Source organism: Pseudomonas sp. GL_135 (assembly GCF_057834665.1).
On sequence record NZ_CM174408.1, the window covers coordinates 5,093,385 to 5,119,942 of the forward strand.

Consider the following 26,558-nt stretch of genomic DNA (forward strand, 5'->3'; position numbering starts at 1 on the left):
GAGCTCTGTGTGTGTGTGTGGAAGCGAGCTTGCTCGCGAATGCTGGCAATCAGGCTGCAGAAATGGGGCGGTTGTCAGGGCGTCTTCGTGAGCAAGCTCACTCCCACAGGCGGAGCGTTCCAAGCAGTGAGAGCTTCTGCCGAGGCCGCGCTCCCAGCAGTTACATCTGAGAATTAATTGGCCCGTTTCCCGCAACCCACAAGGACCCTCGATCCACATGCCGACCTCTACCCCGCAGCTGGACGCGCGCACCCTGCGCTGGATGCCATGGGTCATCGCCATCGCTTTTTTCATGCAAAGCCTGGACGGCACGATCCTTAACACCGCGCTGCCATCCATGGCCAGCTCACTGGCGGAAAACCCGCTGCGCATGCAGTCGGTGATCATCGCTTACATGCTGACCATCGCCCTGCTGATTCCGGCGTCGGGCTGGATCTCCGACCGCTTCGGCATCAAGCGCATCTTTTTCAGCGCCATCCTGCTGTTCAGCTTTGGCTCGTTGCTGTGCGCGGTGTCCAACTCCCTCGGCATGCTGGTCGGCGCACGGGTGATTCAGGGCCTTGGCGGTGCGTTGATGATGCCGGTCGGCCGGCTCATCGTGTTGCGCGCCTACCCCCGGACCGAGCTGGTTCGTACTCTAAGTTTCATCACCATGCCCGCCCTGCTTGGCCCGCTGATGGGCCCGACGGTCGGCGGCTGGCTGGTGGAATACCTGAGCTGGCACTGGATCTTCCTGATTAACCTGCCGGTGGGGATTCTCGGGTGCTTCGCCGTGCGCAAGTTCATCCCCGATCTCCAGGGTGGCGGACGTACGCGTTTTGATCTGGTGGGGTTCGGCTTGTTCGGCGCGTCGATGGTGCTGATCACCATTGCAATGGAAGGCCTCGGCGAGCTAAACCTGCCGCACTTGCGGGTGGTGATGTTGCTGTTCGGCGGCATGGCTTGTCTCGCCGCGTACTGGTTACGCGCCAGTCACGTAGAAGCGCCGTTGTTCTCCGCTCAGTTGTTCAAAACCCGCAGTTTCGCGGTGGGCATCATGGGCAACCTGTTTGCCCGCCTGGGCAGCGGCGCCTTGCCGTTCCTGCTACCGCTGATGCTGCAAGTCGCGCTGGGTTACTCGCCTTCACATGCGGGCATGAGCATGATTCCCCTTGCGCTCGCGGCGATGTTCGCCAAGCCGCTGGCGACCAAAGCCATTGAGCGACTGGGGTATCGCATCGTGCTGACCGGCAACACGCTGCTGCTGGGCATTTTGCTGGCGAGCATGGCGCTGGTCACTGCCGACACGCCGTACTGGCTGCTGCTGGTTCATCTGGCGTTTCTGGGAGGGGTCAACTCGCTGCAGTTCTCGGCGATGAACGCAGTGACGTTGATCGATCTGGACGATGCCAGCGCCGCCAGCGGCAACAGCTTGCTGTCGGTGGTCGCGCAGTTGTCGTTGAGTCTCGGCGTCGCCTGCGCGGCCGCGCTGCTGGGCGGATTCAGCGACGATGTGGCAACGGGGGAAGTCAGCGACGTGCTCGGTGCGTTTCAGCTGACCTTCCTGTGCGTCGGCGTGCTGGCAATGCTGGCGGCGTCGATCTTCCTGCAGCTGTCGCCGCGCATGGCCCCCGAGGCACCGGCGCGCAAACCGCAACCGGAGCCCGAGATCGAGGCATGACCCCCTCACCATTTATCGCGCGCGGCCCCAAGGCAGGGGTCGCGACCTGATACACTGCGCGACATTTTGTTTTGCAGGCCCGTCCCGTGACTAACACCGCTTTTAACTCACTGCCCCTTTCCGCCGCCATGCTGGCTAACCTGGAGTCCCTTGGTTATGCCGAGATGACGCCGATTCAGGCGCAGAGCCTGCCGGTGATCGTCAAAGGGATGGACCTGATCGCCCAGGCCAAGACGGGCTCTGGCAAGACCGCTGCATTCGGCATCGGCCTGCTCAATCCGATCAATCCGCGCTACTTCGGCTGTCAGGCACTGGTGCTCTGCCCCACCCGTGAGCTGGCCGATCAGGTGGCCAAGGAAATCCGTCGTCTGGCGCGTTCCGAAGACAACATCAAGGTCCTGACCCTCTGCGGCGGCGTGTCTTTCGGCCCGCAAATCGGCTCGCTGGAGCACGGCGCTCACATCATCGTCGGCACGCCAGGGCGCATTCAGCAGCACCTGCGCAAGGGTTCGCTGGTGCTGGACGGCCTGAACACGCTGGTGCTGGACGAAGCCGACCGCATGCTCGACATGGGTTTCTACGACGCCATCGCCGACATCATCGAGCAGACGCCCAAGCGTCGCCAGACCCTGCTGTTCTCGGCCACGTACCCGGTCGGTATCAAGCAGCTGTCCTCGAAATTCATGCGTGATCCGCAGACCGTCAAGGTTGAAGCGCTCCACGCCGACAGCCAGATCGAGCAGATCTTCTACGAAATCGCCCCCGAGCAACGCCTCGAAGCGGTGGTCCGCGTGCTCGATCATTTCCGTCCGCAGTCCTGCGTGGCGTTCTGCTTCACCAAGCAGCAGGTTCAGGAAGTGGTCGATCACCTGACCGCCAAGGGCATGTCTGCCGTCGGCCTGCATGGCGATCTGGAGCAGCGTGACCGCGATCAGGTCCTGGCGATGTTCGCCAACCGCAGCACCTCGGTGCTGGTGGCCACTGACGTCGCCGCGCGCGGTCTGGACATCGATGGTCTGGACATGGTGCTCAACGTCGAGCTGGCGCGGGATTCGGAAATCCACATCCACCGCGTCGGCCGTACCGGTCGTGCGGGAGAGACCGGCATTGCCGTCAGCCTCGTCGCGCCCGGCGAAAGCCAGCGCGCCCGCGCCGTTGAAGAACTGCAGAAAGCGCCGCTCAACTGGCAGCAATACGACCAGCTGGAGCGCAAGGAAGGCGGCAAGCTGCTGCCACCGATGACCACGCTGTGCATCGGTTCCGGCCGCAAAGACAAGCTGCGCCCTGGCGACATTCTGGGCGCGCTGACGGGCGAAGCAGGCATTCCCGGCACTCAGGTCGGCAAGATCGCGATCTTTGATTTCCAGGCCTACGTGGCCGTGGAACGCAGCATGGCCAAGCAGGCACTGGAGCGTTTGAACAACGGCAAGATCAAGGGCAAATCGTTGCGCGTGCGGATCTTGTAAACACCCGCAATACCGCATCGCCCCCTGATCGCGAGCAAGCTCACTCCGACAAGGCCGCGCAACCCCCTGTAGAAGTGAGCTGATCGTTCCCACGCTCTGCGTGGTAACGCCGGGCCGGGCGCTCTGCGCCATAGGGTGACGCCAAGCGTCACGGTATGCATACCAACGCGCAGAGCGTTGGCACGATCTTCTTCCCGATATTCCGAGGACACCGCTTTGCCCGTTACTGACGTTGTGATCATCGGCGCCGGCGCCGCAGGTTTGATGTGTGCATTCACGGCCGCCCAGCGTGGGCGCAAGGTCATGCTGATCGATCACGCCAACAAGCCGGGCAAGAAAATCCTCATGTCGGGGGGCGGTCGCTGCAACTTCACCAACATGTACACCGAGCCTGCCAACTTCCTCTCGCAGAACCCGCATTTCTGCAAATCGGCGCTGGCCCGCTACACCCAGTGGGACTTCATCGAGCTGGTGGGCAAGCACGGCGTGCCATACCACGAGAAGAAACTCGGCCAACTGTTCTGCGACAACAAGTCCAGCGACATCCTCGACCTGCTGCTCGCTGAATGCGACACCGCCGGCGTGAGCCTGCACATGGACACCTCGGTGCAGAGCATCGAGAAAACCGAAACTGGTTACCTGTTGAAAACCACTCTGGGTGAACTGCGCTGCGAGTCGCTGGTGATCGCCACGGGCGGCCTGTCAATTCCGACGCTGGGCGCCACCGGTTTCGGTTATCAGGTCGGCAAGCAGTTCGGCCACACGCTGCTGCCTACGCGGGCGGGCCTGGTGCCGTTCACCATCACCGATCAGTTGAAAGAGCTGTGCACCGAGCTGACCGGCACGTCGGTCGATTGCCTGGTGAGCTGCAACGACGTCAGCTTTCGCGAGAACATCCTGTTCACCCACCGCGGCCTGAGCGGGCCGGCGATTCTGCAGATCTCATCGTTCTGGCAGCCCGGCGACACAGTCGAAATCAATCTGATGCCCGACCACGACGCCCACAACTGGCTGACCGAGCAACAGGCCGAACGCCCGAACAGCGAACTGAAAACGCTGCTCGGCGAGATGTTCACCAAGAAAATGGCCAACCTGATTGCCGAGCAATGGTTCGTGTCCAAGCCGATGAAGCAGTACACCCACGCCGAACTGGCCGACATCGCCGCCAAACTGGCGAGCTGGCAAGTGGTACCGGCGGGCACCGAAGGGTATCGCACGGCCGAAGTGACCCTGGGCGGCATCGACACCCGTGAAGTGTCGTCAAAAACGATGGAATCCCTGAAGTCACCAAGCCTGTACTTTGTCGGCGAGGTACTGGATGTCAGCGGGCATCTGGGCGGCTTCAACTTCCAGTGGGCCTGGGCCTCGGCTTACGCGGCCGCGCAGTACGTCTGACACTTATCAGGGAGGCCCGCTTCGACAGCTGCCGCCCCCTATCTGTGGGAGTGAGCTTGCTCACGAATAGGCCGGTGCAGTCGATACATCTCCAGTGACCGGTCCTCAGCCTTCGTGAGCAAGCTCACTCTCACAGGTTTGTGTCCGCCAGCAGGATCAGAGGCGTCCCGGAATAAATTTTGCCTGCCGGATGTACAGCGCGCATCCGGCGCTGTACATATCCCTCAGCAAAATCAATCGCGAACAAGGCCGTCAGCGTTCATGGCATCGACATCGTTGCGCAACACATTCCGCCGTCTCTGGGCGCTGGACAAGTTTTCCTACAGCGTGCGGGTTTTCATCGCGCTGACCGGCAGCATGGCGCTGTGCTGGTACCAGAACGAGATGTCCCAGTTGATCCCGCTGTTCCTCGGGATTATCGCCAGCGCCCTCTCGGAAACCGATGACAGCTGGCAAGGCCGCCTCAATGCGCTGGCCGTGACGCTGGTGTGTTTCAGCATCGCGGCGTTGTCCGTGGAGTTGCTTTTCCCCTACCCCGTGGTGTTCATCTGCGCGTTTGCCTTCGCGGCCTTCTGCCTGACGATGCTCGGCGCCCTGGGCGAGCGCTATGGCGCCATTGCCTACGCGACGTTGATTCTCTCGGTCTACACCATGATTGGGGTCGATCAGCGCGGCGGCGAAGTCACCGACTTCTGGCACGAACCCATGCTGCTGGTCGCCGGCGCTGCGTGGTACGGCCTGCTGTCGGTGCTGTGGCAGATGCTGTTTTCCAACCAGCCGGTGCAGCAGGCGCTGGCCCGACTGTTTCGCGAGCTGGGCCTGTACTTGAAGCTCAAGTCAGAGCTGTTCGAGCCGATCCGCACTTTGGACATCGAAGCCAAGCGCCTGGAGCTTGCCAAGCAGAACGGCAAGGTCGTCGGCGCGCTCAACGTCACCAAGGAAATCATCCTTAACCGCGTCGGCAGCGGTCGTCCCGGCTCGAAGGTCAGTCGTTACCTGAAGCTGTACTTCCTGGCCCAGGACATCCACGAGCGCGCCAGTTCATCGCACTATCCCTACAACTCCCTGGCCGAGGCGTTCTTCCACAGCGATGTGCTGTTTCGCTGCCAGCGCCTGCTGCGCCAGCAAGGTCGCGCCTGCCGTGACCTGTCGGCGTCGATCCAGCTGCGCCAGCCGTTCATCTATGACGACAGCTTCGCCCACGCGCTGAACGATCTGCGCGCATCCCTCGAACACCTGCGCATCCAGAGCAACCCGGCGTGGCGCGGGCTGCTGCGTTCGCTACGAGCGCTGGCCAATAACCTCGGCACCCTCGACCGGCTGCTCAGCGACGCGAGCAACCCCGACGCCTTGGCCGACGCCACCGACAGCAGCCTGCTCGACCGCTCGCCGCGCAACCTCAAGGACGTCTGGACCCGCCTGCGCCTGCAACTGACGCCGACCTCGCTGCTGTTTCGTCACGCCCTGCGCCTGCCATTGGCGCTGGTCATCGGCTACATCATGGTTCATCTGATCCACCCGTCCCAGGGATACTGGATCATCCTCACCACGGTGTTTGTCTGCCAACCAAGCTACGGTGCCACCCGGCGCAAACTCGGGCAGCGCATCATCGGCACGGCCATTGGCCTGACGGCGGGCTGGATTCTGTTTGACCTGATCACCACACCCGTCCTGCAATCGATGTGCGCGGTGCTGGCCGGCGTGGTGTTCTTCGTCAACCGCACCACGCGCTACACGCTGTCGACGGCGGCGATCACGGTGATGATCCTGTTCTGCTTCAATCAGGTCGGCGACGGCTACGGCGTGTTTCTGCCGCGCCTGCTGGACACGCTGCTGGGCAGCCTGATCGCCGGCCTGGCGGTGTTCCTGTTCCTGCCGGACTGGCAAGGTCGCCGGCTGAACAAGGTCCTGGCCAACACGCTGTCGTGCAACAGCATTTACCTGCGCCAGATCATGCAGCAATACGCGAACGGCAAGAGCGACGATCTGGCCTATCGACTGGCGCGGCGCAATGCCCACAACGCTGACGCAGCGCTGTCCACCACGCTGGCCAACATGCTCATGGAGCCCGGACATTTCCGCAAAGAGGCCGATGTGGGCTTCCGTTTTCTGGTGCTGTCACACACGCTGCTCAGTTACCTGTCAGGCCTGGGCGCGCACCGGGAGACCCCGCTGCCCCCCGAAGTGCGCGAGCAACTGATCGAAGGCGCCGGTGCCAGCCTTGCCGCCAGCATCGACGAAATCGCCCGGAGCCTGGCGATGCGTGAACCGGTGGCCGTGCAAAGCGATACCGAGGAAGCGCTGGCGACCAGCCTGGAACAGATGCCGGAAGAAATCGATGAAGGCCAACGGTTGGTGCAAACCCAACTGGCGCTGATCTGCCGTCAACTTGGACCATTGCGCACGCTGGCAGCGCACTTGATCAAAGAGCCGGTCAAGGAGCCCGAGATCACAGACCGTGTAGCTTGATGAGCTTGTCGTAGGTGCCGTCGGCTTTCATGTCAGCGATGGCCTTGTCGAAATCCAGAACGATCTGCTGATGATCCGCCCGCTTGACGCTGACCAGCATATGCAGACTGTTTTCGCTGAGTGATTTGGGCAGGAATTCAACGTTGGTCCGCACGTCTGCAGGCTCACGGTTGAGGGCAAACCGCGCTGCGTACTCGTCTTCCACCGTCAAATCGACCCTGCCTGCAGCAAGCATCCTGGCAGCGGTCGAAAAATTCGCCACCGGGATTTTCTTCAGCTCGGCGTCGGCGTCGAATTCCGGCGAATAGGCATAGCCGCGCACCACTGCAACGGAGTAGCCGTGCAATTGCGACAGGGTTTGGTAGTCGACTGAGGCATCTTTGCGCTTCAGAAAGCGCAGGCGGTTGATCAGATACGGCGCGGAGAAAACCCCGAGGCGCGTGCGGTATTCGCTGTACCAGGCGTTGATGACGATGTCATACCGCCCTTCGCTCAACCCGTGAATCGCCCGGGCCCAGGGCACTTGCTCGTATTCGGTGTCATAACCGGCGCGGCCCAGCGCCGTGCGAATCAGGTCAGTGGAAAGCCCGTCGTGCAGCAATGACACGTCGGCATAGGGCGCCCAGGCATCGCCGGCGAGACGCAATGTCTGCGCGACCGCGCCCTGGGCTATCAGCGTCACTCCCAACAGCCCTGCGGCGCACAGCAAACGCGACATGCTCAGCTTCCTTGTGGCAACTGGCCTTCAGTGAAGACGCATTTTGCGCATTGCACAACTCATAACACTGCGATGTTTGTGCCGCAGTTCAACAAAATGACGCATCGTCGACTGAATCAGTCCCGAGCCCTGCTCGCCGCGAATTTGGGCTTGCGCCGATATGCGTTTAGTATTCGGCATCCACTTCTTCTCGCAGGCCGGCGTCATGTCTATCAACTGGATTTGCAAACACCATACCGACCTTGGAAAAGAGCAGCTGTACGCCATTCTGCAACTGAGGGCGCAGGTGTTCGTGGTGGAGCAGAAATGCTGGTATCTGGACGTCGATGGCCAGGATTTGCTGGGCGATACCTGCCATCTCATGGCTTGGCAGGATGATCAGCTGGTCGCCTACCTGCGCCTGCTGGACCCGATTCAGCAGAACGGTGACGTGACCATTGGCCGTGTGGTGACTGCACCATCGATGCGCAACAAGGGCATGGGCCATGAATTGATGGTCCAGGCGCTGGTGCACGCGGAACGCCAATGGCCGGACCAGCCGATATTTCTCTCGGCCCAGGCGCACTTGCAGGGCTATTACAGCCGTTACGGCTTCAATCCAGTGGGCGAGGTGTATGTCGAGGACGGCATTCCGCACATCAGCATGCGTCGGGACCTGGACTGACTCCGTCTCAGGGGCGCCGATGTCCCTCGCAAGACCGGCTTTAGCCGGGAAGCTCTTGAATCAACGCCCCTGACACGACGTCACGGATACCCCAGCACCGTCTTGATGGTTTGCAGATTGCCGTCGATCCAGCGGCGGTCAATCGCGCCCCAGTCACGGATCCGGTAACCGCCGGCATGATTGCGCGCGCCATCGAGCTGTTCGAACTCACAGACAATATCCAGATCGGCCAGCGCCGCGATGGTGTCCTGAGCGGTGCGACGGGGCATGCCGGTGACATCGGTCAGGGCCGGTACGCTGCTGGCGACGCCACTGTCGATCAAATACGCCACATACAGGCGGCGATAGAAACTGCTCTTGGTCTTGCTGACTTCCATCGAAACTTCCTTGAAATGCGTTAACGCCTCTCAGCGCCCGGCCGTCTGCATGTCCCGCCAGGTCAGGTAGATGCGCAGGTCGAATTCCAGCTGGTGATAGCCGGGCTGCATGTGCTCGCACAACTGATAAAACGCCTTGTTGTGGTCTGACTCTTTGAAATGCGCCAGTTCGTGGACCACGATCATCTTCAGAAACTGCGGCGCAGCCTCCTTGAACAACGCCGCCACGCGGATTTCCTTCTTGGATTTGAGCTTGCCGCCCTGCACCCGCGACACCGTAGTGTGCAGGCCCAGTGCGCGATGGGTCAGGTCCAGGCGGTTGTCGAACAGCACTTTGTCGATGTTCGGCGCGTTGCGCAGGTATTCCTGTTTGAGCGCCAGCGCGTAGGCGTACAGCGCCTTGTCGCTCTGGATTTCGTGGCGATCCGGATAGCGCTGCTGCAGATAATCCGTCAGCCGGTCCTGCGAGATGAGCTGCCGAACCTGATCCTGCAGACCCTCGGGGTAGGCCTGCAGGTATTTGAGCGGCATGGGCGTGGTGACAGTCATGGTCGGATCGGGTCGCGGGAAAAACGCGAGTCTACCGCGTCAGTCCTGCCCGAGCAGCTGTAACGCGACCGGCAGATCGACCGGCTCGACAAAACGCTCGGCCTCCAATGGCGGCATCGGATGGGCAATCAGGAAGCCCTGAATGATCTGACAGCCGTTGTCGACCAGCCACTCATATTGCTCGTAGGTCTCGACGCCCTCGGCAATCACCTCGATATCGAGCATGCGACACAGGTCAATGATGCTGCGCGCGACGGCCAGATCCCGGGACGATCCCAGCATGCCGCCAATGAAGTGCCGATCAAGTTTCAGGGTGTCCAGATCAAGGTTGCGCAGGTGGGCAAGGGAGCTGTCGCCTGCCCCGAAATCGTCCAGCGACACGCGCACGCCAATGTTGTGCAAATCCTGCAGCTGCTTGCGGCTGTGCACCAGATTGTGAACCAGCGAAGGCTCGGTGATCTCAACTTCCAGTTGCCGGGGTTTCAGGCCATGCAGCTGCATGGCGCGCTGCAGCTCGGCCGCCAGATTCGGCAGGCTGAATTGCGCAGGACTCACGCTGACGCTCATCACCAGATCATCCGGGAATACGTCGCTCCAGCGCTGGCGCTGGGCCGCACCCTGTTCGAAAATCCAGCTGCCGAGTTTGTTGATCAGCCGCGTTTCTTCCAGCAGCGGAATAAACACCCCTGACGGCACATCGCCCGCGTCCGGATGATGCCACCGCAGCAGCGCCTCGAAGCCCCGGGTCTTGCCGGTGACCACGTTGACCTGTGGCTGGTAGACCATGGAAAAGTCTTTGCCATCGATGGCCGTGCGCACGCTCTCTTCCAGCATCAAACGGGAGCGTGCACGGCCATTCATGTACTGATCGAAGAAGCGGTATTGCTGACGCCCTGCCCGCTTGGCTTCGTACATCGCGATGTCTGCCGCGCGCAGCAAGCCATCCAGATTGGTGCCGCAGTCCGGGTAAACCGCGATGCCGATACTCGCCCCCAACGTGGCTTCGACCCCGTCAATCATGCGCCGGGCAGACACCCTCTCGATCAGCTTCTCGGCGACTTTCGCGGCGTGTTCGGGGAAGTCCAGCCCGTCGATGACCACCACGAACTCATCGCCACCCATGCGCGCGAGCACATCGTAAGGGCGCAGGCAGTCTTTCAGTTGTGCGCCGACCCACTGCAATACCTGATCGCCGGCGTCGTGGCCCAGGGAGTCATTCACATCCTTGAAGCCGTCGAGGTCCAGGTACAACACCACCAGATACTTGCCCGCGTGTTCATTGCGCAGCAGCATGCCTTCGACCGTCTGATAGAAGCCGCGGCGGTTGAGCAGACCGGTGAGGGAGTCGGTCACGGCCTGATGTTCCAACTGACGATAGAGGTCACGCACCACCGACATGTCGAGCACGCTAAGCACCATGGCGCGCTGTTCGGCGGGCAGCGGCGCGCAGGACAACGCGACCGGCACCTGTCGGCCCTCGGGCGTTCGCAGCACGGCGTCGTGGACGCGGTAGGTGTCGGCACGGCGATAGTGGTGATAAAAACCGGAATCGGCCCATTCGCCGACACTGGGTTCGTGCAGGTAGGCGCACAACCCGGTGCCGCGCAGCTCGCCGTCGGTCATGCCCAGCAAGCGGCAGATCGCCGGATTGGCGAAGCTGATGACGCCATCTTCGGTGACGACAAGAATGCCTTCGGCCACGTTCGCCAGCACCGAGGCGTTGAACGCCCGCGCCGACTCCAGTTCGCGGCTCAGCTTTTGCAGAGCACGCCGATTGTGCTGCTGCTCCAGCAGCGCCTGAACCTTGGGCCTGAGAATATTCGGGTCGAAGGGCTTGAACAGGTAATCGACTGCGCCGCTGGCATAGCCCTTGTGGACAGAGTCGCGAGATTGTTCGTTGGCGGTGAGGAATATGATCGGCGTCAATCGCGTTCGCAGACTGCCACGCATCAGGCGGGCGACTTCAAAGCCATCCATGTCCGGCATCTGCACATCAAGCAGCACCAGATCGACATCTCGGTCCAGCAAAATACTCAACGCTTCCATGCCCGAGGCGGCAGTGATGATTTCCCGGTCCTGTCGCTGCAGGACAGCGCACATGGTCACCAGGTTTTCCGGGTAATCATCCACAACCAACAATACTGATTTGCCACTTAATGGCGGGGACTGCACGCATTCCATGCTGCTACTCATCATTCACTTTACTGCCCGGGGGACGGCCCCGCCGATGGACTGATTGGCCATTACTCTAGCTTCGATTGGGGAAAAGAGAAGGCAGGCCTAAGTAGCACCCTCCCAAAAGTGCCATCCAACCGACTAACGGTAACACCCCTCAATGTCAGCACCACCCTGCGCTGGGGGAAAAGTAGCGGCACTTTGACGTCAACCGTTCGACGGAATCGCATTAACAAACGCAGCGCTGAACCGTATAAAAAGCGCCCCACAACCCCTTGCGCCCGCGACTTTGCTGGCAATGAGACATACCGGACGACTAGACATGATTGATTTGGGAACATGGAATCTGAGCATTCCAGTGGGCTCGCCCCCCGCCACGATCGAAACGCAGCAATTGCTAAAAGGTTACGACAGCAAGTATTTCAAGTCCGGCTCATCGAACGTCACGTTCTGGGCACCGGTCACCGGCACCAAGACCGCCAATGCGATCTATCCGCGCAGCGAATTACGTGAGACCTGGTCCAACGGCACACTGCACAACTGGTACTACCAGGACGCCGACAATTACCTGAACGCAAAGCTTAAAGTCCTGCAGGTGCCATCCTCTGGCAGGGTCGTCATCGGGCAGATCCACGTTTACGACAGCACTCAGCCGCTCCTGAAGCTCGAATACCAGTACCTGGAAGCGACGCACATGGGCAACATCGTCGCCAAGGTCCGCTATCGCCCCAGCGATAAAAAAGCGCGCGTGATCACTGTTGCGGAAAACGTCAGCCTGAATGAGACATTCAACTACGTCATCCACCTGAATAAGGCCGGGTTGCTCAGTGTGACCGCCCATGGCATGGGCTGGAACGACCGGATCAGCGCCACCTGGAGCAAACAGCAGCTTTACTTCAAGGCCGGGGTCTACACCCAGGACCACACTGGCTATACCAGCGAAGGCGGCAAGACCATGTTCTTCAACCTGGACGCCGACCACAACTAAGGCGGACGCGGTCGCAAGGGCCCGGGCGCTTACCTCGCCCGGGCTCATGAGCAGGCAGCCCTTATGCCGCCCTGTACTCTTTTTCTGCAGCTGCGAAGCGCGTCAGCATGCCCGGCGTCGGGCCTTTGCCCACAGCGCTGAAGACCACGATGGCGACACTGGCAAAGATGAAGCCGGGGATGATTTCGTACAGGCCGAGCAGTTCGAAATGCTTCCACACCACGACTGTAATCGCACCCACCAGAATCCCTGCCAATGCGCCGTTGCGGGTCATGCCTTTCCAGATCACCGAGATCAGCACCACCGGCCCGAACGCTGCGCCAAATCCGGCCCACGCATAGCTGACCAGACCCAGCACGCGGTTTTCAGGATTCGCGGCCAGGGCGATCGCAATCAGCGCCACTAACAGCACCATCGCCCGGCCGACCCACACCAACTCTGTCTGGGACGCGCTTTTGCGCAGAAAGGCCTTGTAGAAGTCTTCGGTCAGCGCACTCGAACACACCAGCAACTGACAGCTCAGCGTGCTCATGACCGCCGCAAGAATGGCTGACAGCAGCACGCCGGCGATCCATGGATTGAACAGGATCTTGGCCAGTTCGATGAAGACGCGCTCGTGGTTTTCAGTCACTGGGCCCGCCACCTCCGGGTGCGCCGAAAAGTAGGCGATGCCTAAGAAACCCACGGCGACAGTGCCGCCCAGGCAGAGAATCATCCAGGTCATGGAAATGCGACGCGCCTTGGCGATTGACCTGACCGAGTCAGCGGCCATGAAGCGCGCCAGGATGTGCGGCTGACCAAAGTAGCCCAGGCCCCAACCCATCAGCGAAATGACGCCGATGAAGGTGGTGTTCTTGAGCATGTCGAAGTTGCTTGGGTCCTGCGCTTCGATCGCCATGAACGTGGTGTCGATGCCGCCCGTCGCCAAAAGCACGATGATCGGCGTGAGGATCAGCGCGAAGATCATCAGGGTGGCTTGCACCGTGTCTGTCCAGCTGACTGCCAGGAAGCCGCCGATGAAGGTGTAGGCAATCGTCGCCGCAGCGCCTGCCCACAAGGCGGTTTCATAGGACATGCCGAAGGTGCTCTCGAACAAACGCGCGCCAGCGACGATGCCGGATGCGCAGTAGATCGTGAAGAACACCAGAATCACGATGGCCGAAATCACCCGCAGCAAACCGCTGTGGTCTTCAAAGCGGCTGGAGAAGTAATCCGGAAGGGTAAGCGCATCGCCGTTGTGCTCGGTTTGAACCCGCAGGCGGCCGGCAACGAACAGCCAGTTCAGGTAGGCGCCGATGATCAGCCCGATGGCGATCCAGCTTTCCGATAGACCTGACATGTAGATCGCGCCCGGCAAGCCCATGAGCAGCCAGCCGCTCATGTCCGATGCACCGGCCGAAAGCGCCGTGACCACACTGCCGAGGCTGCGCCCGCCAAGGATGTAGTCCGAGAGATTATTGGTGGAGCGGTAGGCCATGAGTCCTATGAGGACCATCGCGGCGATGTAGATCACGAAGGTGATCAAGGTAGGGTTGCTGACACTCATCGGTTAGGTTCCGGCGTTGTTTTTATAGGCGCGAGCAGGGCGAAGGTCTCCTGAGGCATCAGGTTCGCGTTCAAACGCTCGCGTACGTCGCGGGCTGGCAAAAGGACTTGCCGCTGCACACCGCTTGAATGCACCAAAGCGGCGCATCCTAGAGGACACTTCGGCGCAGGTGCAACCTGAAAAGGGGCATTCCGAGGCTTTTTTACAATTTAGATCAAAGTGCCATACGCCCCGCATTTGCAGGGCAGCCCCCGGTTAGGGGCTCGGCCGGGCAGGCTCTCGAACCGAGCAAAAAGAATCCACTACGACTCAACACAGTGCACTTTGGAAACACTTCGAAAAAAGCGGTTGCACCCGGTTGCACCCTTTCGATCCCGCAGCTAATCTTGCCGCAGCTTAGCCACATGACCGTGGCTGTCATGAGGATAAGAAATGGCCACCACCACCCTCGGCGTCAAACTCGACGATCCCACCCGCGAGCGTTTGAAAACAGCTGCGCAGTCCATCGACCGGACGCCCCACTGGCTGATCAAACAGGCGATCTTCAATTACCTGGAGAAGCTTGAGGGCGGTGCGACCCTGAATGAACTCAGTGGTCAGGGTGGCAAAGATGCCGATGACCAAGGTGACCTGCCCGCCGACAATGGCCATCAGGCGTTCCTTGAATTCGCCGAAAGCATCCTTCCCCAATCGGTCTTGCGCGCCGCGATCACCTCCGCCTACCGCCGTCCCGAGCCTGAAGTGGTGCCCATGCTCATCGAGCAGGCGCGCCTGCCGGCCCCGATGGCCGATGCAACCCATAAGCTCGCGGCGTCAATTGCCGAGAAACTGCGCAACCAGAAGAGCGCCGGCGGCCGCGCTGGTATCGTCCAGGGCCTGCTCCAGGAATTCTCGCTGTCATCCCAGGAAGGCGTGGCGCTGATGTGCCTGGCCGAAGCCCTGCTGCGCATCCCCGACAAAGGCACCCGCGACGCCTTGATCCGCGACAAGATCAGCACTGGCAACTGGCACCCGCATCTGGGCAACAGCCCGTCGCTGTTCGTTAACGCCGCCACGTGGGGCCTGCTGCTGACCGGCAAGCTGGTCAGCACTCACAACGAGGCCGGCCTGACCTCCTCGCTGAGCCGCATCATCGGCAAGTCCGGCGAGCCGATGATCCGCAAAGGCGTGGACATGGCCATGCGCCTGATGGGCGAGCAGTTCGTCACCGGTGAAACCATCGCCGAAGCCTTGGCCAACGCCAGCAGGTTCGAGGCGAAAGGTTTCCGTTATTCCTACGACATGCTCGGTGAAGCGGCACTGACCGAGCATGACGCGCAGAAATACTTGGCGTCCTACGAGCAGGCCATCCACTCGATTGGCAAAGCTTCCCACGGCCGTGGCATCTACGAAGGCCCGGGCATTTCCATCAAGTTGTCCGCCCTGCACCCGCGTTACAGCCGGGCGCAATACGAGCGCGTGATGGACGAGTTGTACCCGCGTCTGCTGTCGCTGACCTTACTGGCCAAGCAATACGACATAGGCCTGAACATCGACGCCGAAGAAGCCGACCGCCTGGAGCTGTCCCTGGACCTGCTCGAACGCCTGTGCTTCGAGCCGCAATTGACCGGCTGGAACGGCATCGGTTTTGTCATTCAGGCGTATCAGAAGCGCTGCCCGTACGTGATCGACTACGTGATCGACCTGGCCCGCCGCAGTCGCCATCGCCTGATGATCCGTCTGGTCAAAGGCGCGTATTGGGACAGCGAGATCAAGCGCGCTCAGGTCGAGGGCCTGGAAGGCTATCCGGTTTACACGCGCAAGGTTTACACCGACGTTTCCTACGTCGCTTGCGCCCGCAAATTGCTGTCGGTGCCGGAAGTCATCTACCCTCAGTTCGCGACCCACAACGCCCACACGTTGTCGGCCATTTACCACATCGCCGGTCAGAACTATTACCCAGGTCAGTACGAATTTCAGTGCCTGCACGGCATGGGCGAGCCTTTGTATGAACAGGTCGTAGGCAAAGTCGCCGACGGCAAGCTGAATCGACCGTGCCGCGTGTACGCCCCGGTCGGCACCCATGAAACGCTGCTGGCGTATCTGGTGCGTCGACTGCTGGAAAACGGCGCCAATACCTCCTTCGTCAACCGTATTGCCGATCAATCAATTTCGATACAGGAACTGGTCGCCGATCCAGTGTCCAGCATCGAGCGCATGGCGACCCAGGAAGGCGGTTTCGGCCTGCCGCATCCACGCATCCCATTGCCGCGCGACCTGTACGGCAGCGCGCGCGCCAACTCCGCCGGCATCGATCTGGCCAACGAACACCGTCTGGCATCGCTGTCTTCGGCCCTGCTCGCCACCGCGCATAACGACTGGAAAGCCGGGCCGATGCTGGGCAGCCCGGTCAGCGCTGGCACTGAAACGCCGGTCCTGAACCCGTCCGATTTGCGTGACGTCGTTGGCCACGTCCAGGAAGCCAGCCTGGAAGACGTCGATAACGCCCTGCTCAGCGCCCTCAGCGCCGGACCGATCTGGCAAGCGACGCCGCCCGCCGAACGTGCCGCCATCCTTGAGCGCGCCGCGGACCTGATGGAAGCCGAGATACAACCGTTGATGGGCTTGCTCGCCCGCGAAGCCGGCAAGACGTTTGCCAACGCCATCGCCGAAGTGCGCGAAGCCGTGGATTTCCTGCGCTACTACGCGGTGCAGGCACGCAACGATTTCAGCAATGACGCTCACCGTCCGTTGGGCCCTGTGGTGTGCATCAGCCCGTGGAACTTCCCGCTGGCGATTTTCAGCGGTCAGGTCGCCGCGGCCTTGGCGGCCGGCAACCCGGTGCTCGCCAAACCCGCCGAACAGACCCCGCTGATTGCCGCGCAGGCCGTCCGCATTCTGCTCGAAGCCGGTATTCCCGAAGGCGTGGTGCAACTGCTGCCGGGCCGCGGTGAAACCGTCGGCGCACGATTGGTCGGCGATGATCGCGTCAAGGGCGTCATGTTCACCGGCTCCACTGAAGTCGCCCGCTTGCTGCAGCGTAACGTCGCCGGCCGTCTCGACCCCCAGGGCCGGCCGATACCGCTGATTGCCGAAACCGGTGGCCAGAACGCGATGATCGTCGACTCCTCGGCGCTCACCGAACAAGTGGTCATCGATGTGGTGTCCTCGGCGTTCGACAGCGCCGGTCAACGCTGCTCCGCGCTGCGTGTGCTGTGCTTGCAGGAAGATTCCGCTGATCGCGTCATCGAGATGCTTAAAGGTGCAATGGCCGAAAGCCGCCTCGGTAACCCGGAGCGCCTGTCGGTAGACATCGGCCCGGTGATCGACCAGGAAGCCAAGGCCGGTATCGAGAAACACATTCAGGCCATGCGCGACAAAGGCCGCACTGTGTATCAGGTCGCCATCGCAGACAGCGACGAGATCAAGCGCGGCACCTACGTGATGCCGACCCTGATCGAGCTGGACAGCTTCGACGAATTGCAACGGGAGATCTTCGGCCCGGTGCTGCACGTCGTGCGCTACAAGCGCCGTGAACTGGATCAACTGATCGCGCAGATCAACGCGTCCGGGTACGGCCTGACACTGGGCGTGCACACGCGCATTGACGAGACCATCGCCAAGGTGATCGACAACGTCAACGCCGGCAACATGTACGTGAACCGCAACATCGTTGGCGCCGTGGTGGGTGTGCAGCCGTTCGGTGGCGAAGGCTTGTCGGGCACCGGCCCGAAAGCCGGTGGCCCGCTGTACCTGTACCGTTTGCTGTCGACGCGTCCCGCCGATGCCGTGCAGAAATCCTTTGCCGCCCGCGATGCGCAACAGGCGCCGGACACCCGAATGCAAGAGGCGATGCTCAAGCCACTGAATGCGCTCAGGGCCTGGGCAGGCAGCCAACAACTCAGCGAACTGGAAGCGCTGTGCAGTCAGTTCGCCGAGCAATCCCAAAGCGGGGTGACCCGCACGCTCATGGGCCCAACCGGGGAGCGCAACAGCTACAGCATCCTGCCGCGTGAACACGTGTTGTGCCTGGCCGAGGACGAGACGGATCTGTTGGCGCAACTGGCCGCCGTGATGGCGGTAGGCAGTACAGCGATCGTGCCGGACGGTGAGCCGGGCAAGTCACTGCGTAACCGCTTGCCGAAGGACGTTCAGTCGCGCATCAAGCTGATCGCCGACTGGAACAAGGACGAGGTTGCCATCGACGCGGTATTGCACCACGGTGATTCCGATCAACTGCGCGCCATCTGCGAACAGGTCGCTCAACGCAGCGGCACTATCATCGGCGTTCACGGTCTGTCCAAAGGCGAAACCAACATCGCGCTGGAACGCCTGGTGATAGAGCGTGCGCTGAGCGTGAATACCGCAGCAGCGGGCGGTAACGCGAGCCTCATGACAATCGGATAAACGCAGGGGGCGCAGGTCATCCGACCTGCGTCTCCCCCCGTTTGATCGCCCCATCACCCGCATCAATCATCCTGTTCACCCCCTCCCCGCCCACCTAGACTCGACGGCATTCTCAAGAAAGGTACGCCGCCATGTCCGAGACGCTGCTCAGTTCCCGCAACCTGGCTTTCGAGCTGTATGAAGTGCTGGACGCCGAGGCGCTGACCCAACGCGAACGTTTCGCCGAGCACAGCCGGGAAACCTTCGATGCAGCGATCAGCACGGCGCGCAACATCGCGGAGAAATACTTCGCGCCCCACAACCGCAAAAACGACGAGAACGAACCTCGCTACGAGAACGGCGCAGCGGTGCTGATTCCGGAAGTGAAACCGGCCGTGGACGCCTTTCTGGAAGCCGGGTTTCTCAACGCCGCTCGCGATTTCGACGCGGGGGGCATGCAGCTGCCGACCCTGCTGTCTCAGGCCTGCTTTGCCCATTTCCAGTCCGCCAATGCCGCGACGGCTTCGTACCCGTTCCTGACCATGGGCGCGGCCAATCTCATTGAAAACTTCGGCACCGACGAGCAAAAGCAGCGCTTTCTGCAACCGATGATCGAGGGCCGCTTCTTCGGCACCATGGCGTTGACCGAGCCCCACGCCGGTTCGTCGCTATCGGACATCCGCACCCGCGCCGAACCCGCCGCAGACGGCAGCTACCGTCTGCGCGGCAACAAAATCTTTATCTCAGGCGGCGATCACCCGCTCTCTGAAAACATTGTTCATCTGGTCCTCGCCAAACTGCCCGACGCGCCGGCGGGCGTGAAAGGCATTTCCCTGTTCATCGTCCCGAAGTTTCTGATTAACGACGACGGCAGCCTCGGCGAGCGCAACGACGTCATCCTCGCCGGCCTGTTTCACAAGATGGGCTGGCGCGGCACTACGTCCACGGCACTGAACTTCGGGGATAACGGCAATTGCGTCGGCTATCTCGTGGGGAAGCCGCATCAGGGCCTGAGCTGCATGTTTCAGATGATGAACGAGGCACGTATCGGTGTCGGCATGGGCGCAGTCATGCTGGGTTACGCCGGTTACCTGTACTCGCTGGAATACGCCCGCGAACGTCCGCAAGGCCGACTGCCTGACAGCAAATCACCGGACGGCTCGCCGGTGTCCATCATTCAGCACGCCGACGTCAAACGCATGCTGCTGACGCAAAAGGCTTACGTCGAGGGCTCGTTCGACCTCGGCCTGTACGCCGCTCGGCTGTTCGACGACACGCAGACGGGCGAGAGCGAGGACGTACGTAAAAATGCCCACGAGTTGCTTGACCTGCTGACGCCCATCGTCAAGTCCTGGCCCTCGGAGTTTTGCCTGAAGGCCAATGAACTGGCGATCCAGATTCTCGGTGGCCACGGCTATACGCGCGACTACCCGGTGGAGCAGTACTACCGCGACAATCGCCTGAACCCGATTCATGAAGGCACCCACGGCATTCAGTCGCTGGATCTGCTGGGACGGAAACTGGCGCAGAACGGTGGCGCCGGTCTCAAGCAACTGATTCGCCTGATCGCTGACACTTGCGAGCGGGCCCAGGCCCATGAATTGCTGACGGCATTGCGACAACCGTTGGAGCAACTGGTTGCCCGTCTGCAAGCGGTGACCCTCGGCCTGCTGACCGATCTGACCCAGGGCAAGGTCAACGCAACACTGGCCAACTCCGCGCTGTACATGAAAGCGTTCGGGCATGCGGTGATTGGCTGGCGCTGGCTGGAGCAAGCGATCCGCGCCCAAGAGGGGTTGGAGAAGAACAACGAAGCCGATGCCGACTTCTACAAGGGCAAGTTGCAGGCCGCCCGGTACTTCCTGACATGGGAAGTACCGGGTTGCCATCATGAACTGGCGATTCTCGAGCGCCGGGATGATGCGTGCCTGTCGATGCAGGGCGAATGGTTTTAAGCTCGCCGCATGCCGGGCCGAAACCGTAAACCACCCACCTGCAATCACGTTCGGGTCACGCCCCCGGTGCCTTCCAGGAGTTTTCGGTGCCCGGGAAAATCCTGAACCGTGAAGCGAACGGGCGATAAAACGCCTTCACCTGATTCAGGCGTTCGTAGTATTCGGACGAGTAAACATTGGTATCAATCTCGAATCCGTCGTCGAGGATGTCTGCATAGTCGGGGCGGGTTTCCTTGAGCACATCCAGAAACAGCGTGGGACCGGTGACTTCCGAGATCTGCGTCATGTAGGCAGCCATCGCCGCGCTGGATTGATGCCGTGCCGACGCCAGCGCTTCCAGGTTGGCCTGCTGTGTGGCGAAGCGGGTATGAATTTCCTGTTCCATTTGCCTGAACACTGGATTGCCGGGCCGGCTCGCGAAATGACTGTTACCGGGGCCTTTGAACGACAGCGTCGGGCTTTCCAGTGTGCTGCCCACCAGCACGTCATGCGGCCCCGCCAGCAGCTCGGCGCCCGAGAAAGAGCGACCGATGACGTCGTCGCAGTCCACGTAGATACCGCCGTACTCCCTGATCAAGCGGTACCTCAAGACATCCGAGGCCGCTGCGAAGTTTTCAAACTCCCCCCGGCGAAAGCAGGAAAACGCTGTCGATGTGTGCGGATCGCCCATAAACCCCTCGAAGAAAGGCTCGTCCTGCAGCCTGGAAATGGTCATGTTGGGAAAGTCGGCGAACGCATTGTGCAGTTGCGCGTGGGGGGACAGGCCTTCCACGGCTGCCGTGTCGTCGATATCAACATGCAGCGTGAACCTGAGCTCGGGGCTCATGCGCATATTGGATTTGATCGTTTCAATGATCTTTTCGCCCGGCAGACGCCGACCCAGCCACACCTGATGAACGATTTGCTCAATGGGCTGCGGATTGGCAGGCAAGCCCGGCAAGCGCCGAAACGTGTAAAACACGTTACGCACGTCCAGCTTCAAGCTGTCCCTTACTTTGAGATAGGCTTTCTCGGTCCCTGTACGCCAGCGGCCCTTGTTGTCCAGCCAGAGAAAAGTGTCGTTGCCTGACTCCCAGCAGGCCACCTCAGCGTTGTAAATGACCTTCGTCCCCCCAGGAGCGGTGTTGGCAAAGTACCGGGGGCTCTGTTTTCCCCCCTCGTCCTCTACCCACCTCGTTTCGATGCCGTCCATGGGGATCTCCACCGTGACGGGTGGCTGGGCGCGCGTCAGCACGATTTCATCCTTCCCGACGGGCAATACGACCTCGGGCAACTCTTCGATGAAGCTGTCGCCGCCTCGCAGACCGGGGCTCAGGTCAATGTCGGAGTAAAAACCTTTAACCCGCTTGACGTATGGCCCCTTGAGCCGCGCATCGTCAGGCGCGTAAATGCGGTACTGGCCGGCCGCCTGGACGGGCTCTACGGGATAGAGCTTTGAATGCACGCGAGCGTAATAAAGGGGTTTACCGGTTCCCGGGTTGCTCACCTTATAAACCGCTCCACGTTCATCGGTCGTCCAGATGCCCGACGGATCCAGTGGCGCGTTGTATTCGAACCGGGCGAGCGACGTGCGAAGTTCCGGGCTCAGTGCTCGCAGCCCTTGCGGCTCAACCCCAAAGGCAATCGCGCTGTCGTAGCGTGCGGCATGCTGGCTTTTGATGGCTAGCCTCTGGCGCTCTTCCACGATCAGGCGCGCGTCCCTTTCCTCAGGGGACTGGCTGGCGTGCTCAAGAACCTCCTGAATCCCCTGGGCATGGGCCTGTTGTTGCCCGGCGAGCGCCACAGTTCGCTCGGCCTCGGTGCGGGCTCCGACCACGCTTGCCAGCTCATCCGCGGCTCCCGGTATTGCCTGATCCCCGATACGCGCAGCTGCGCCCAGCAAACGGCTTGCTGTCCCAGCCCCCTCGGCAAGCGCCGGTACCGCATTCAAAACGCCGAAGACAATGCGGCCCGTGCCGTTTTTCTTCTCCTCAAGGGTCCGGCCCTCAATGACCTCATCTGCCCCCAGACCCATCAACGCCAGCGACATCGCCGCCAAAGGCACCCACAAGTAAGGCTCCACCATCGCGACTGCGCCCGTGGCGGCAATGGCATTACTCAGGGCTTGCGCTGCCACCTCCTTGTTGTGCTCGGCACGGTTGCGAATCAATTGGCGGCCATCTGCCTCAAGACGCGTCTGCAAATTGTGTTTGAAGTGCGAAAACGGCCAGGGAGAAAGCGCTGCACCAAGGTGCACCTCGCTGGAGGGGTTCCAGTAACCGGTGGCTTGGTCAAGGAAGTGCGGGTAGGCCGCCAGGCCCGCGAGGGTTTTCTGAATGCCGCTGTAAAACAGTCCGTCCGGGTCGTCTTCAAGCCTGAAGTGGCGCTGCAGTGCTTTTCGCCGACGCGCATCTTTGCATTGCAGCGCGATCCAGTCGGCAAGCGCCGGGAGGTCTGCAAATCCGTGCAGGGGCGAGGAATTGCCGGGGATGTACATCACGAGCCGATCCGTCCGCTCATCTCGCAGTACGATGATGTCAGTGGCGACGTACCGGTACAGAACCAGTTCACGGATCGTGACGTCGTGCGCAAGCGGCGCATCCGCGAAGTGCTTGAACGTCAACGCTTCCCAGGCCTGAGCAGGATCGAGGCCGAGGCCGCGCAACACCAGCGACCTGTCTTCAATGCTCAATGACCCTTCGGCCTGCTGCACATACGCAGACTTCAGCAAGGCAGCCTTGATCAAGAGATTGTAGTCAGCCCCGTGCTCGGTCCAGAAACGCGTGAGTGTGGCCTGATAGTGCGCCTGCAGATCCGCGTCCCAGACATAAGCCTTGAACGCCACAGGGTCCAATTCCACCTGAGTGGATGCGTCGAAACGCTGGGGGCTGGTTTTGCGGTAGATGGCTTCATAGGCAAAGCAATCCCACAACTCCAGCGGCGCAGAGGAAATCTGCACCGGATAGCCACCCTTGCGGTAATGGCGCAGCGCCGAAAGGTGATCGAGGAATTGCCCGTTACCGCTCTGCTGCCAATTGCACATGAGCGCGTCAGTCAGCGTCATGGAATACGCGATATTGGCTCTTTGGGGCGCAGCGTCCTGGCCGTTGATGTACAACGTGGTGATCAGCAATTCGTCCGGATCGGTATCCTCCAGCAAATGCTGGAACAGGAAGCCCTGTGTCTGAGCGCGCGCGTATTCTCGCGGCGATTCATAGCGCACGTGCTGCTGACCGAGCCAGTCGCTCAGCAGCGTGGCGTCAGCGTCGACTTCGTTCCCGGGCGCCGGCTCAATCAGCCATCCGCTTTCATCCCGCAGTTCCCACGGCTTTGTCCATCCATCGTTATCCCAGTCCTCGCCTCTCTGGCCATGCCAGCCCGAGACTCGCGAAATGTCGCGACTGCGCCGAAGCTCGTCAGCTCTGCGCTCCAGCGCGGTCGTATCCTTTCTGTCTTTCATAACCCGACATCCTGTCAGTGAGTGAAGCCGTAGCGTTCACCAACAGGCACGCGGGGTGGCAATAGATAATTATTGTTTACGAAATGAGCAGGCAGTTCATGGTTGTTGAGAAGGGAAAAAACGATCGATCAGCACCCGCCCGGCGCCTCCCAGTCGCGCCGCATAACCCTGGCGAGTGAAAGGCTCTGCGGTGCGCATCTCGAGCAATTTCCGACCCGAGACCGGCCCGCTCACTTCGCGCAGTTGTACTTTCATGAACCGGTAGAAGGTCCCGACCACTTGCTCGATGCTGTCGATCTGAAAATAGTGACCGGGTAAAAAAATAACCTCGGCCTCGTCCGGACTCGCGGAAAACGGCGCGATGGGTGCTCCGCTCAAGTACTGTTTTTCCGGCAGCACGAACACCACGCTGGTGTCGTCAAAGCGGATCGGCGCATTCGTGGCACTGGCATGGGCGCCTGCCTGAGTGCTGGCGAAAGTGCGCGCCTGATAGGGGTTTTCACTGAACGAGGTGATGTCGGTGTTGACCAGCACATCGCCTACGGTCACGTCACCGGTACGGAAGAAGGCGCCCGAGGTACCACGCGCCCCACTGCCGCCGCGATACAGCGCGACGTCATTGTTGTACCCCAGCGTGCTGACGTCCTCTACGAGCTTTTGCACCAGCGCGACTTGATCGGAATAGATCGCCACGCCGGTTCGCAAAAACTGGTTATACGCATCGTCTTCGTGGGTGTAATGCCTGATGGTAGAGCCGACGTATTCACCGTCTGCGGTCTTGAACACGCGATGTTTGGCGCCCCACTGATCAAAATGTACGTCTTCACCTTCGGAGTCGGTGGCGACCACTTCTTGCGGCTCCATGCAGAACACCTCGACAACTGCCTTTTGCCGGGCCAGCGCCGCCTCGGAATAAAGGTGCTCATCGAAGAGGTTGAGTTGCATGAAGCGATCCCAGAATGCCGATTGCACACTGGCAACGGGCGCCACGGGCGGCGGCGTGATCGTCAGAGCGCCGGTCTCCATGGGTGCACCGCCAGCAAGGCCCGGGATCGGAAGCCGTTCCCACCGGTCTTGCCCATTGAATCGAACCGGGCATCGGCCATTGAACGCAAACGGGTTCTGCGGATCGACCATGACCCAGCTGCCCAGGCCTTCATCGAAGGTCAAACGACGCGGCTGCCCTTCGACGACCGCCCATGTCTCGCCATTGCTCAGCCCATATGTCCCTTGGTAGCGCCCTTGCTCCGAGACCGGCGTCAGCGATTCAAGGACAACGTTGTTGCTCATGCCCAACAACGGATCGGTGGCCACGGGGGTCGGCATTGCATCGGCACCTGCGCTCAGCCCCTCCGAGGTTCGGGCCGTCATGGGCTCCCTGACATCAGCCCCCATGCGCGACAGCAGCGGCAGGTTCACGAACAGATAAATAGCGCTGGCGATGGCACCCAGAATGCCCCGCCTGCGTTGTTCGGCGCTTTTACCGTTGACCGCCTGATCGATATTCAATCCCGTGCTGATCAGGCTCGCGCCCACCACAGCCAATGCCAGCGGCCAACCCAGCGGCGCCAGATTGCCGAATACCGACAGAAAGGCATTCAGATAGCCGAGCCAGATCTGCTTGCGAAGATCGCTGTTATCGGTCAGCAAGGTAGTGGCGTCGGAAGTCATGTCATGGCGGGCGACATCACGAAGATAGACGAACGCATCGCCCGAAATCGGCTCAGCCCCGCGATTGACGAGGCGATTGGCGCCATGGTCGTCGTGATCATTGCTCAGCAGCCGAGCCACATCGCGCTGGAATTCAGCTCGGTGCGTTTCCCAGTCACTGGCCGAATGCAGAAAACGGGCGCAGAAGGCCGCCCGAGTCCTGATGGAAAGGAACTGCGCCTTCAACCATTCGTACAGTTGGTGGTGGGTATCGAAACAGTAGAACGGCGCTTGCGCACCGCAGACATAAAGGATCTGACGCCCGCTCTGATCGACGATACGCAGAATGTCCCGAGCCTTGAAGCCGCCCAACTCCAGATGAAACACTGACACGGCCGACGTCGCAGGCATTGGCCCGCGCAGTTGGGCGAGGGTTACAGGTCCCGGCCCGCTCGCCAGCACGCTACGCAGCATCCCGAAATCCGTTGCCGACAGATGGTTTCCGCTCAGGGCTTCTCCAGCAGAGGCCAGGTATCGAACTTTGGCCAGCACGCAGAAGTTGTCGCTGTGCTGCGCCCAGAACCTGTCCATCTGGCGCCGGTAGCCCGCGCTGAAATCGAGGGTCCAGAAATCGTTGAGCACCTCTGCCGGAAGCATGCGCACTTCATTGCGCTCGTCATAAAAGCCATGCTGCGGGCCGTCGGTGTAGAAACCGCCATACACCGTGAGCTCGTCGGGGGCTTGCTGCTCGCTTGCATTGAAACGACGAATCACCAGTTCGGTCATTGTCATGGACGTCACCGTAGCGCCCGCGTGCTGCCATCCGGTAAAGGACCGAGAACTGCTGCTGGCGCTGGAGAACCGATGCCAATACACATGATCGGGGTCCAGGTGTTTACCCGTGTGCCTGAAAATGATGCTCTGGGCGGCGGACCTCGCCAGCGCATTGAGATCGGGGTAATCGGTGACGTAACGGCTCGCCATTTTTTTGAGCTGACGTTCGTCCGATTCGGGTGATAGGTGGGCTTGTGCGTTCATGGTGATCACTTCTCCTGAAATAGAATTCAGAAGTGATCAGAGTTCGCAGCGCTGGCTGGCATAAATATGTATTGCTGCTGTCATCCGGGAACGGATGTCATCAG

General features: G+C 60.9%; 15 protein-coding genes. 8 read left to right on the forward strand and 7 right to left on the reverse strand.

Translation table 11 applies throughout. The annotated features are described in order from the left end of the window. Positions 1-217 precede the first annotated feature (217 nt). The 4 genes from mdtD to yccS all read left to right on the forward strand — a co-directional run bounded on the left by mdtD (position 218) and on the right by yccS (position 6,990). Positions 218-1,660, forward strand: a complete 1,443-nt coding sequence (gene mdtD / locus AC3ISG_RS22510; protein ID WP_122533878.1) for a multidrug transporter subunit MdtD — start codon at positions 218-220, stop codon at positions 1,658-1,660. Positions 1,661-1,746: 86 nt separating this feature from the next. Next, the gene (gene dbpA, locus AC3ISG_RS22515; RefSeq protein WP_074893676.1) at positions 1,747-3,126 is read left to right on the forward strand and encodes an ATP-dependent RNA helicase DbpA; all 1,380 of its coding nucleotides are present in this window, start codon (positions 1,747-1,749) and stop codon (positions 3,124-3,126) included. Between the two features lie 216 nt (positions 3,127-3,342). Continuing rightward, a complete protein-coding gene (locus tag AC3ISG_RS22520; RefSeq protein WP_489298005.1) occupies positions 3,343-4,521 on the forward strand; it encodes a BaiN/RdsA family NAD(P)/FAD-dependent oxidoreductase in 1,179 nt (392 codons plus the stop codon). Between the two features lie 261 nt (positions 4,522-4,782). Then, positions 4,783-6,990 carry a YccS family putative transporter gene (gene yccS, locus AC3ISG_RS22525; protein ID WP_122533880.1) on the forward strand — a complete coding sequence of 736 codons (2,208 nt, stop codon included), beginning with the start codon at positions 4,783-4,785 and terminating at the stop codon, positions 6,988-6,990. Here yccS and AC3ISG_RS22530 read toward each other — a convergent pair. Next, positions 6,971-7,708: a substrate-binding periplasmic protein gene (locus AC3ISG_RS22530; protein ID WP_489298006.1), complete on the reverse strand. Its 738-nt coding sequence runs from the start codon at positions 7,706-7,708 to the stop codon at positions 6,971-6,973. The two genes, yccS and AC3ISG_RS22530, sit on opposite strands and share 20 nt — an antisense overlap. 205 nt (positions 7,709-7,913) lie before the next feature. Here AC3ISG_RS22530 and AC3ISG_RS22535 point away from each other — a divergent pair, with 205 nt between their 5' ends. Next, on the forward strand, positions 7,914-8,372 hold the full coding sequence (locus tag AC3ISG_RS22535; RefSeq protein ID WP_133774853.1) for a GNAT family N-acetyltransferase: 459 nt from the start codon (positions 7,914-7,916) through the stop codon (positions 8,370-8,372). Between the two features lie 80 nt (positions 8,373-8,452). On the opposite strand, the gene AC3ISG_RS22540 is transcribed toward AC3ISG_RS22535, so the two are convergent. From AC3ISG_RS22540 to AC3ISG_RS22550, 3 genes are read right to left on the reverse strand one after another with little or no spacing between them, the layout of a single operon-like run. Continuing rightward, positions 8,453-8,749, reverse strand: coding sequence for a winged helix-turn-helix domain-containing protein (locus tag AC3ISG_RS22540; protein WP_122533882.1), 297 nt, complete (start codon positions 8,747-8,749; stop codon positions 8,453-8,455). A 30-nt stretch (positions 8,750-8,779) separates the two neighbouring features. Continuing rightward, positions 8,780-9,298, reverse strand: a complete 519-nt coding sequence (locus AC3ISG_RS22545; protein ID WP_122533883.1) for a YgjP-like metallopeptidase domain-containing protein — start codon at positions 9,296-9,298, stop codon at positions 8,780-8,782. A gap of 39 nt (positions 9,299-9,337) precedes the next feature. Further along, complete coding sequence (locus AC3ISG_RS22550) at positions 9,338-11,479, reverse strand: putative bifunctional diguanylate cyclase/phosphodiesterase (RefSeq protein WP_122625574.1); 2,142 nt, start codon at positions 11,477-11,479, stop codon at positions 9,338-9,340. 316 nt (positions 11,480-11,795) lie between these two features. Between AC3ISG_RS22550 and AC3ISG_RS22555 the strand changes: the two genes are divergently transcribed. Next, positions 11,796-12,461, forward strand: coding sequence for a polysaccharide lyase family 7 protein (locus tag AC3ISG_RS22555; protein WP_122533885.1), 666 nt, complete (start codon positions 11,796-11,798; stop codon positions 12,459-12,461). A gap of 61 nt (positions 12,462-12,522) precedes the next feature. On the opposite strand, the gene putP is transcribed toward AC3ISG_RS22555, so the two are convergent. Further along, a complete protein-coding gene (putP, locus tag AC3ISG_RS22560; protein WP_489298007.1) occupies positions 12,523-14,007 on the reverse strand; it encodes a sodium/proline symporter PutP in 1,485 nt (494 codons plus the stop codon). A gap of 432 nt (positions 14,008-14,439) precedes the next feature. On the opposite strand from putP, the gene putA reads away from it, so the two are divergent. Both putA and AC3ISG_RS22570 read left to right on the forward strand, forming a co-directional pair. After that, entirely contained in the window at positions 14,440-18,393 is a 3,954-nt protein-coding gene (gene putA, locus AC3ISG_RS22565) for a trifunctional transcriptional regulator/proline dehydrogenase/L-glutamate gamma-semialdehyde dehydrogenase (protein ID WP_489298008.1), read from the forward strand. A gap of 131 nt (positions 18,394-18,524) precedes the next feature. Continuing rightward, positions 18,525-20,327: an acyl-CoA dehydrogenase gene (locus tag AC3ISG_RS22570; RefSeq protein WP_489298009.1), complete on the forward strand. Its 1,803-nt coding sequence runs from the start codon at positions 18,525-18,527 to the stop codon at positions 20,325-20,327. A 55-nt stretch (positions 20,328-20,382) separates the two neighbouring features. On the opposite strand, the gene AC3ISG_RS22575 is transcribed toward AC3ISG_RS22570, so the two are convergent. Then, entirely contained in the window at positions 20,383-23,766 is a 3,384-nt protein-coding gene (locus AC3ISG_RS22575; RefSeq protein WP_489298010.1) for a dermonecrotic toxin domain-containing protein, read from the reverse strand. A 96-nt stretch (positions 23,767-23,862) separates the two neighbouring features. Continuing rightward, positions 23,863-26,454, reverse strand: a complete 2,592-nt coding sequence (locus AC3ISG_RS22580; protein ID WP_489298011.1) for a dermonecrotic toxin domain-containing protein — start codon at positions 26,452-26,454, stop codon at positions 23,863-23,865. Between the last annotated feature and the right edge of the window lie 104 nt (positions 26,455-26,558).

Excerpts from the sequence above, each read along its gene's own strand:
- AC3ISG_RS22545 (WP_122533883.1), bottom strand. The coding sequence starts at position 9,298 with ATGACTGTCACCACGCCCATGCCGCTCAAATACCTGCAGGCCTACCCC.
- AC3ISG_RS22530 (WP_489298006.1), bottom strand. The coding sequence starts at position 7,708 with ATGTCGCGTTTGCTGTGCGCCGCAGGGCTGTTGGGAGTGACGCTGATA.
- AC3ISG_RS22575 (WP_489298010.1), bottom strand. The coding sequence starts at position 23,766 with ATGAAAGACAGAAAGGATACGACCGCGCTGGAGCGCAGAGCTGACGAG.
- AC3ISG_RS22570 (WP_489298009.1), top strand. The coding sequence starts at position 18,525 with ATGTCCGAGACGCTGCTCAGTTCCCGCAACCTGGCTTTCGAGCTGTAT.
- AC3ISG_RS22555 (WP_122533885.1), top strand. The coding sequence starts at position 11,796 with ATGATTGATTTGGGAACATGGAATCTGAGCATTCCAGTGGGCTCGCCC.
- AC3ISG_RS22580 (WP_489298011.1), bottom strand. The coding sequence starts at position 26,454 with ATGAACGCACAAGCCCACCTATCACCCGAATCGGACGAACGTCAGCTC.
- AC3ISG_RS22550 (WP_122625574.1), bottom strand. The coding sequence starts at position 11,479 with ATGGAATGCGTGCAGTCCCCGCCATTAAGTGGCAAATCAGTATTGTTG.
- AC3ISG_RS22535 (WP_133774853.1), top strand. The coding sequence starts at position 7,914 with ATGTCTATCAACTGGATTTGCAAACACCATACCGACCTTGGAAAAGAG.
- AC3ISG_RS22540 (WP_122533882.1), bottom strand. The coding sequence starts at position 8,749 with ATGGAAGTCAGCAAGACCAAGAGCAGTTTCTATCGCCGCCTGTATGTG.
- putP (WP_489298007.1), bottom strand. The coding sequence starts at position 14,007 with ATGAGTGTCAGCAACCCTACCTTGATCACCTTCGTGATCTACATCGCC.
- yccS (WP_122533880.1), top strand. The coding sequence starts at position 4,783 with ATGGCATCGACATCGTTGCGCAACACATTCCGCCGTCTCTGGGCGCTG.
- putA (WP_489298008.1), top strand. The coding sequence starts at position 14,440 with ATGGCCACCACCACCCTCGGCGTCAAACTCGACGATCCCACCCGCGAG.
- mdtD (WP_122533878.1), top strand. The coding sequence starts at position 218 with ATGCCGACCTCTACCCCGCAGCTGGACGCGCGCACCCTGCGCTGGATG.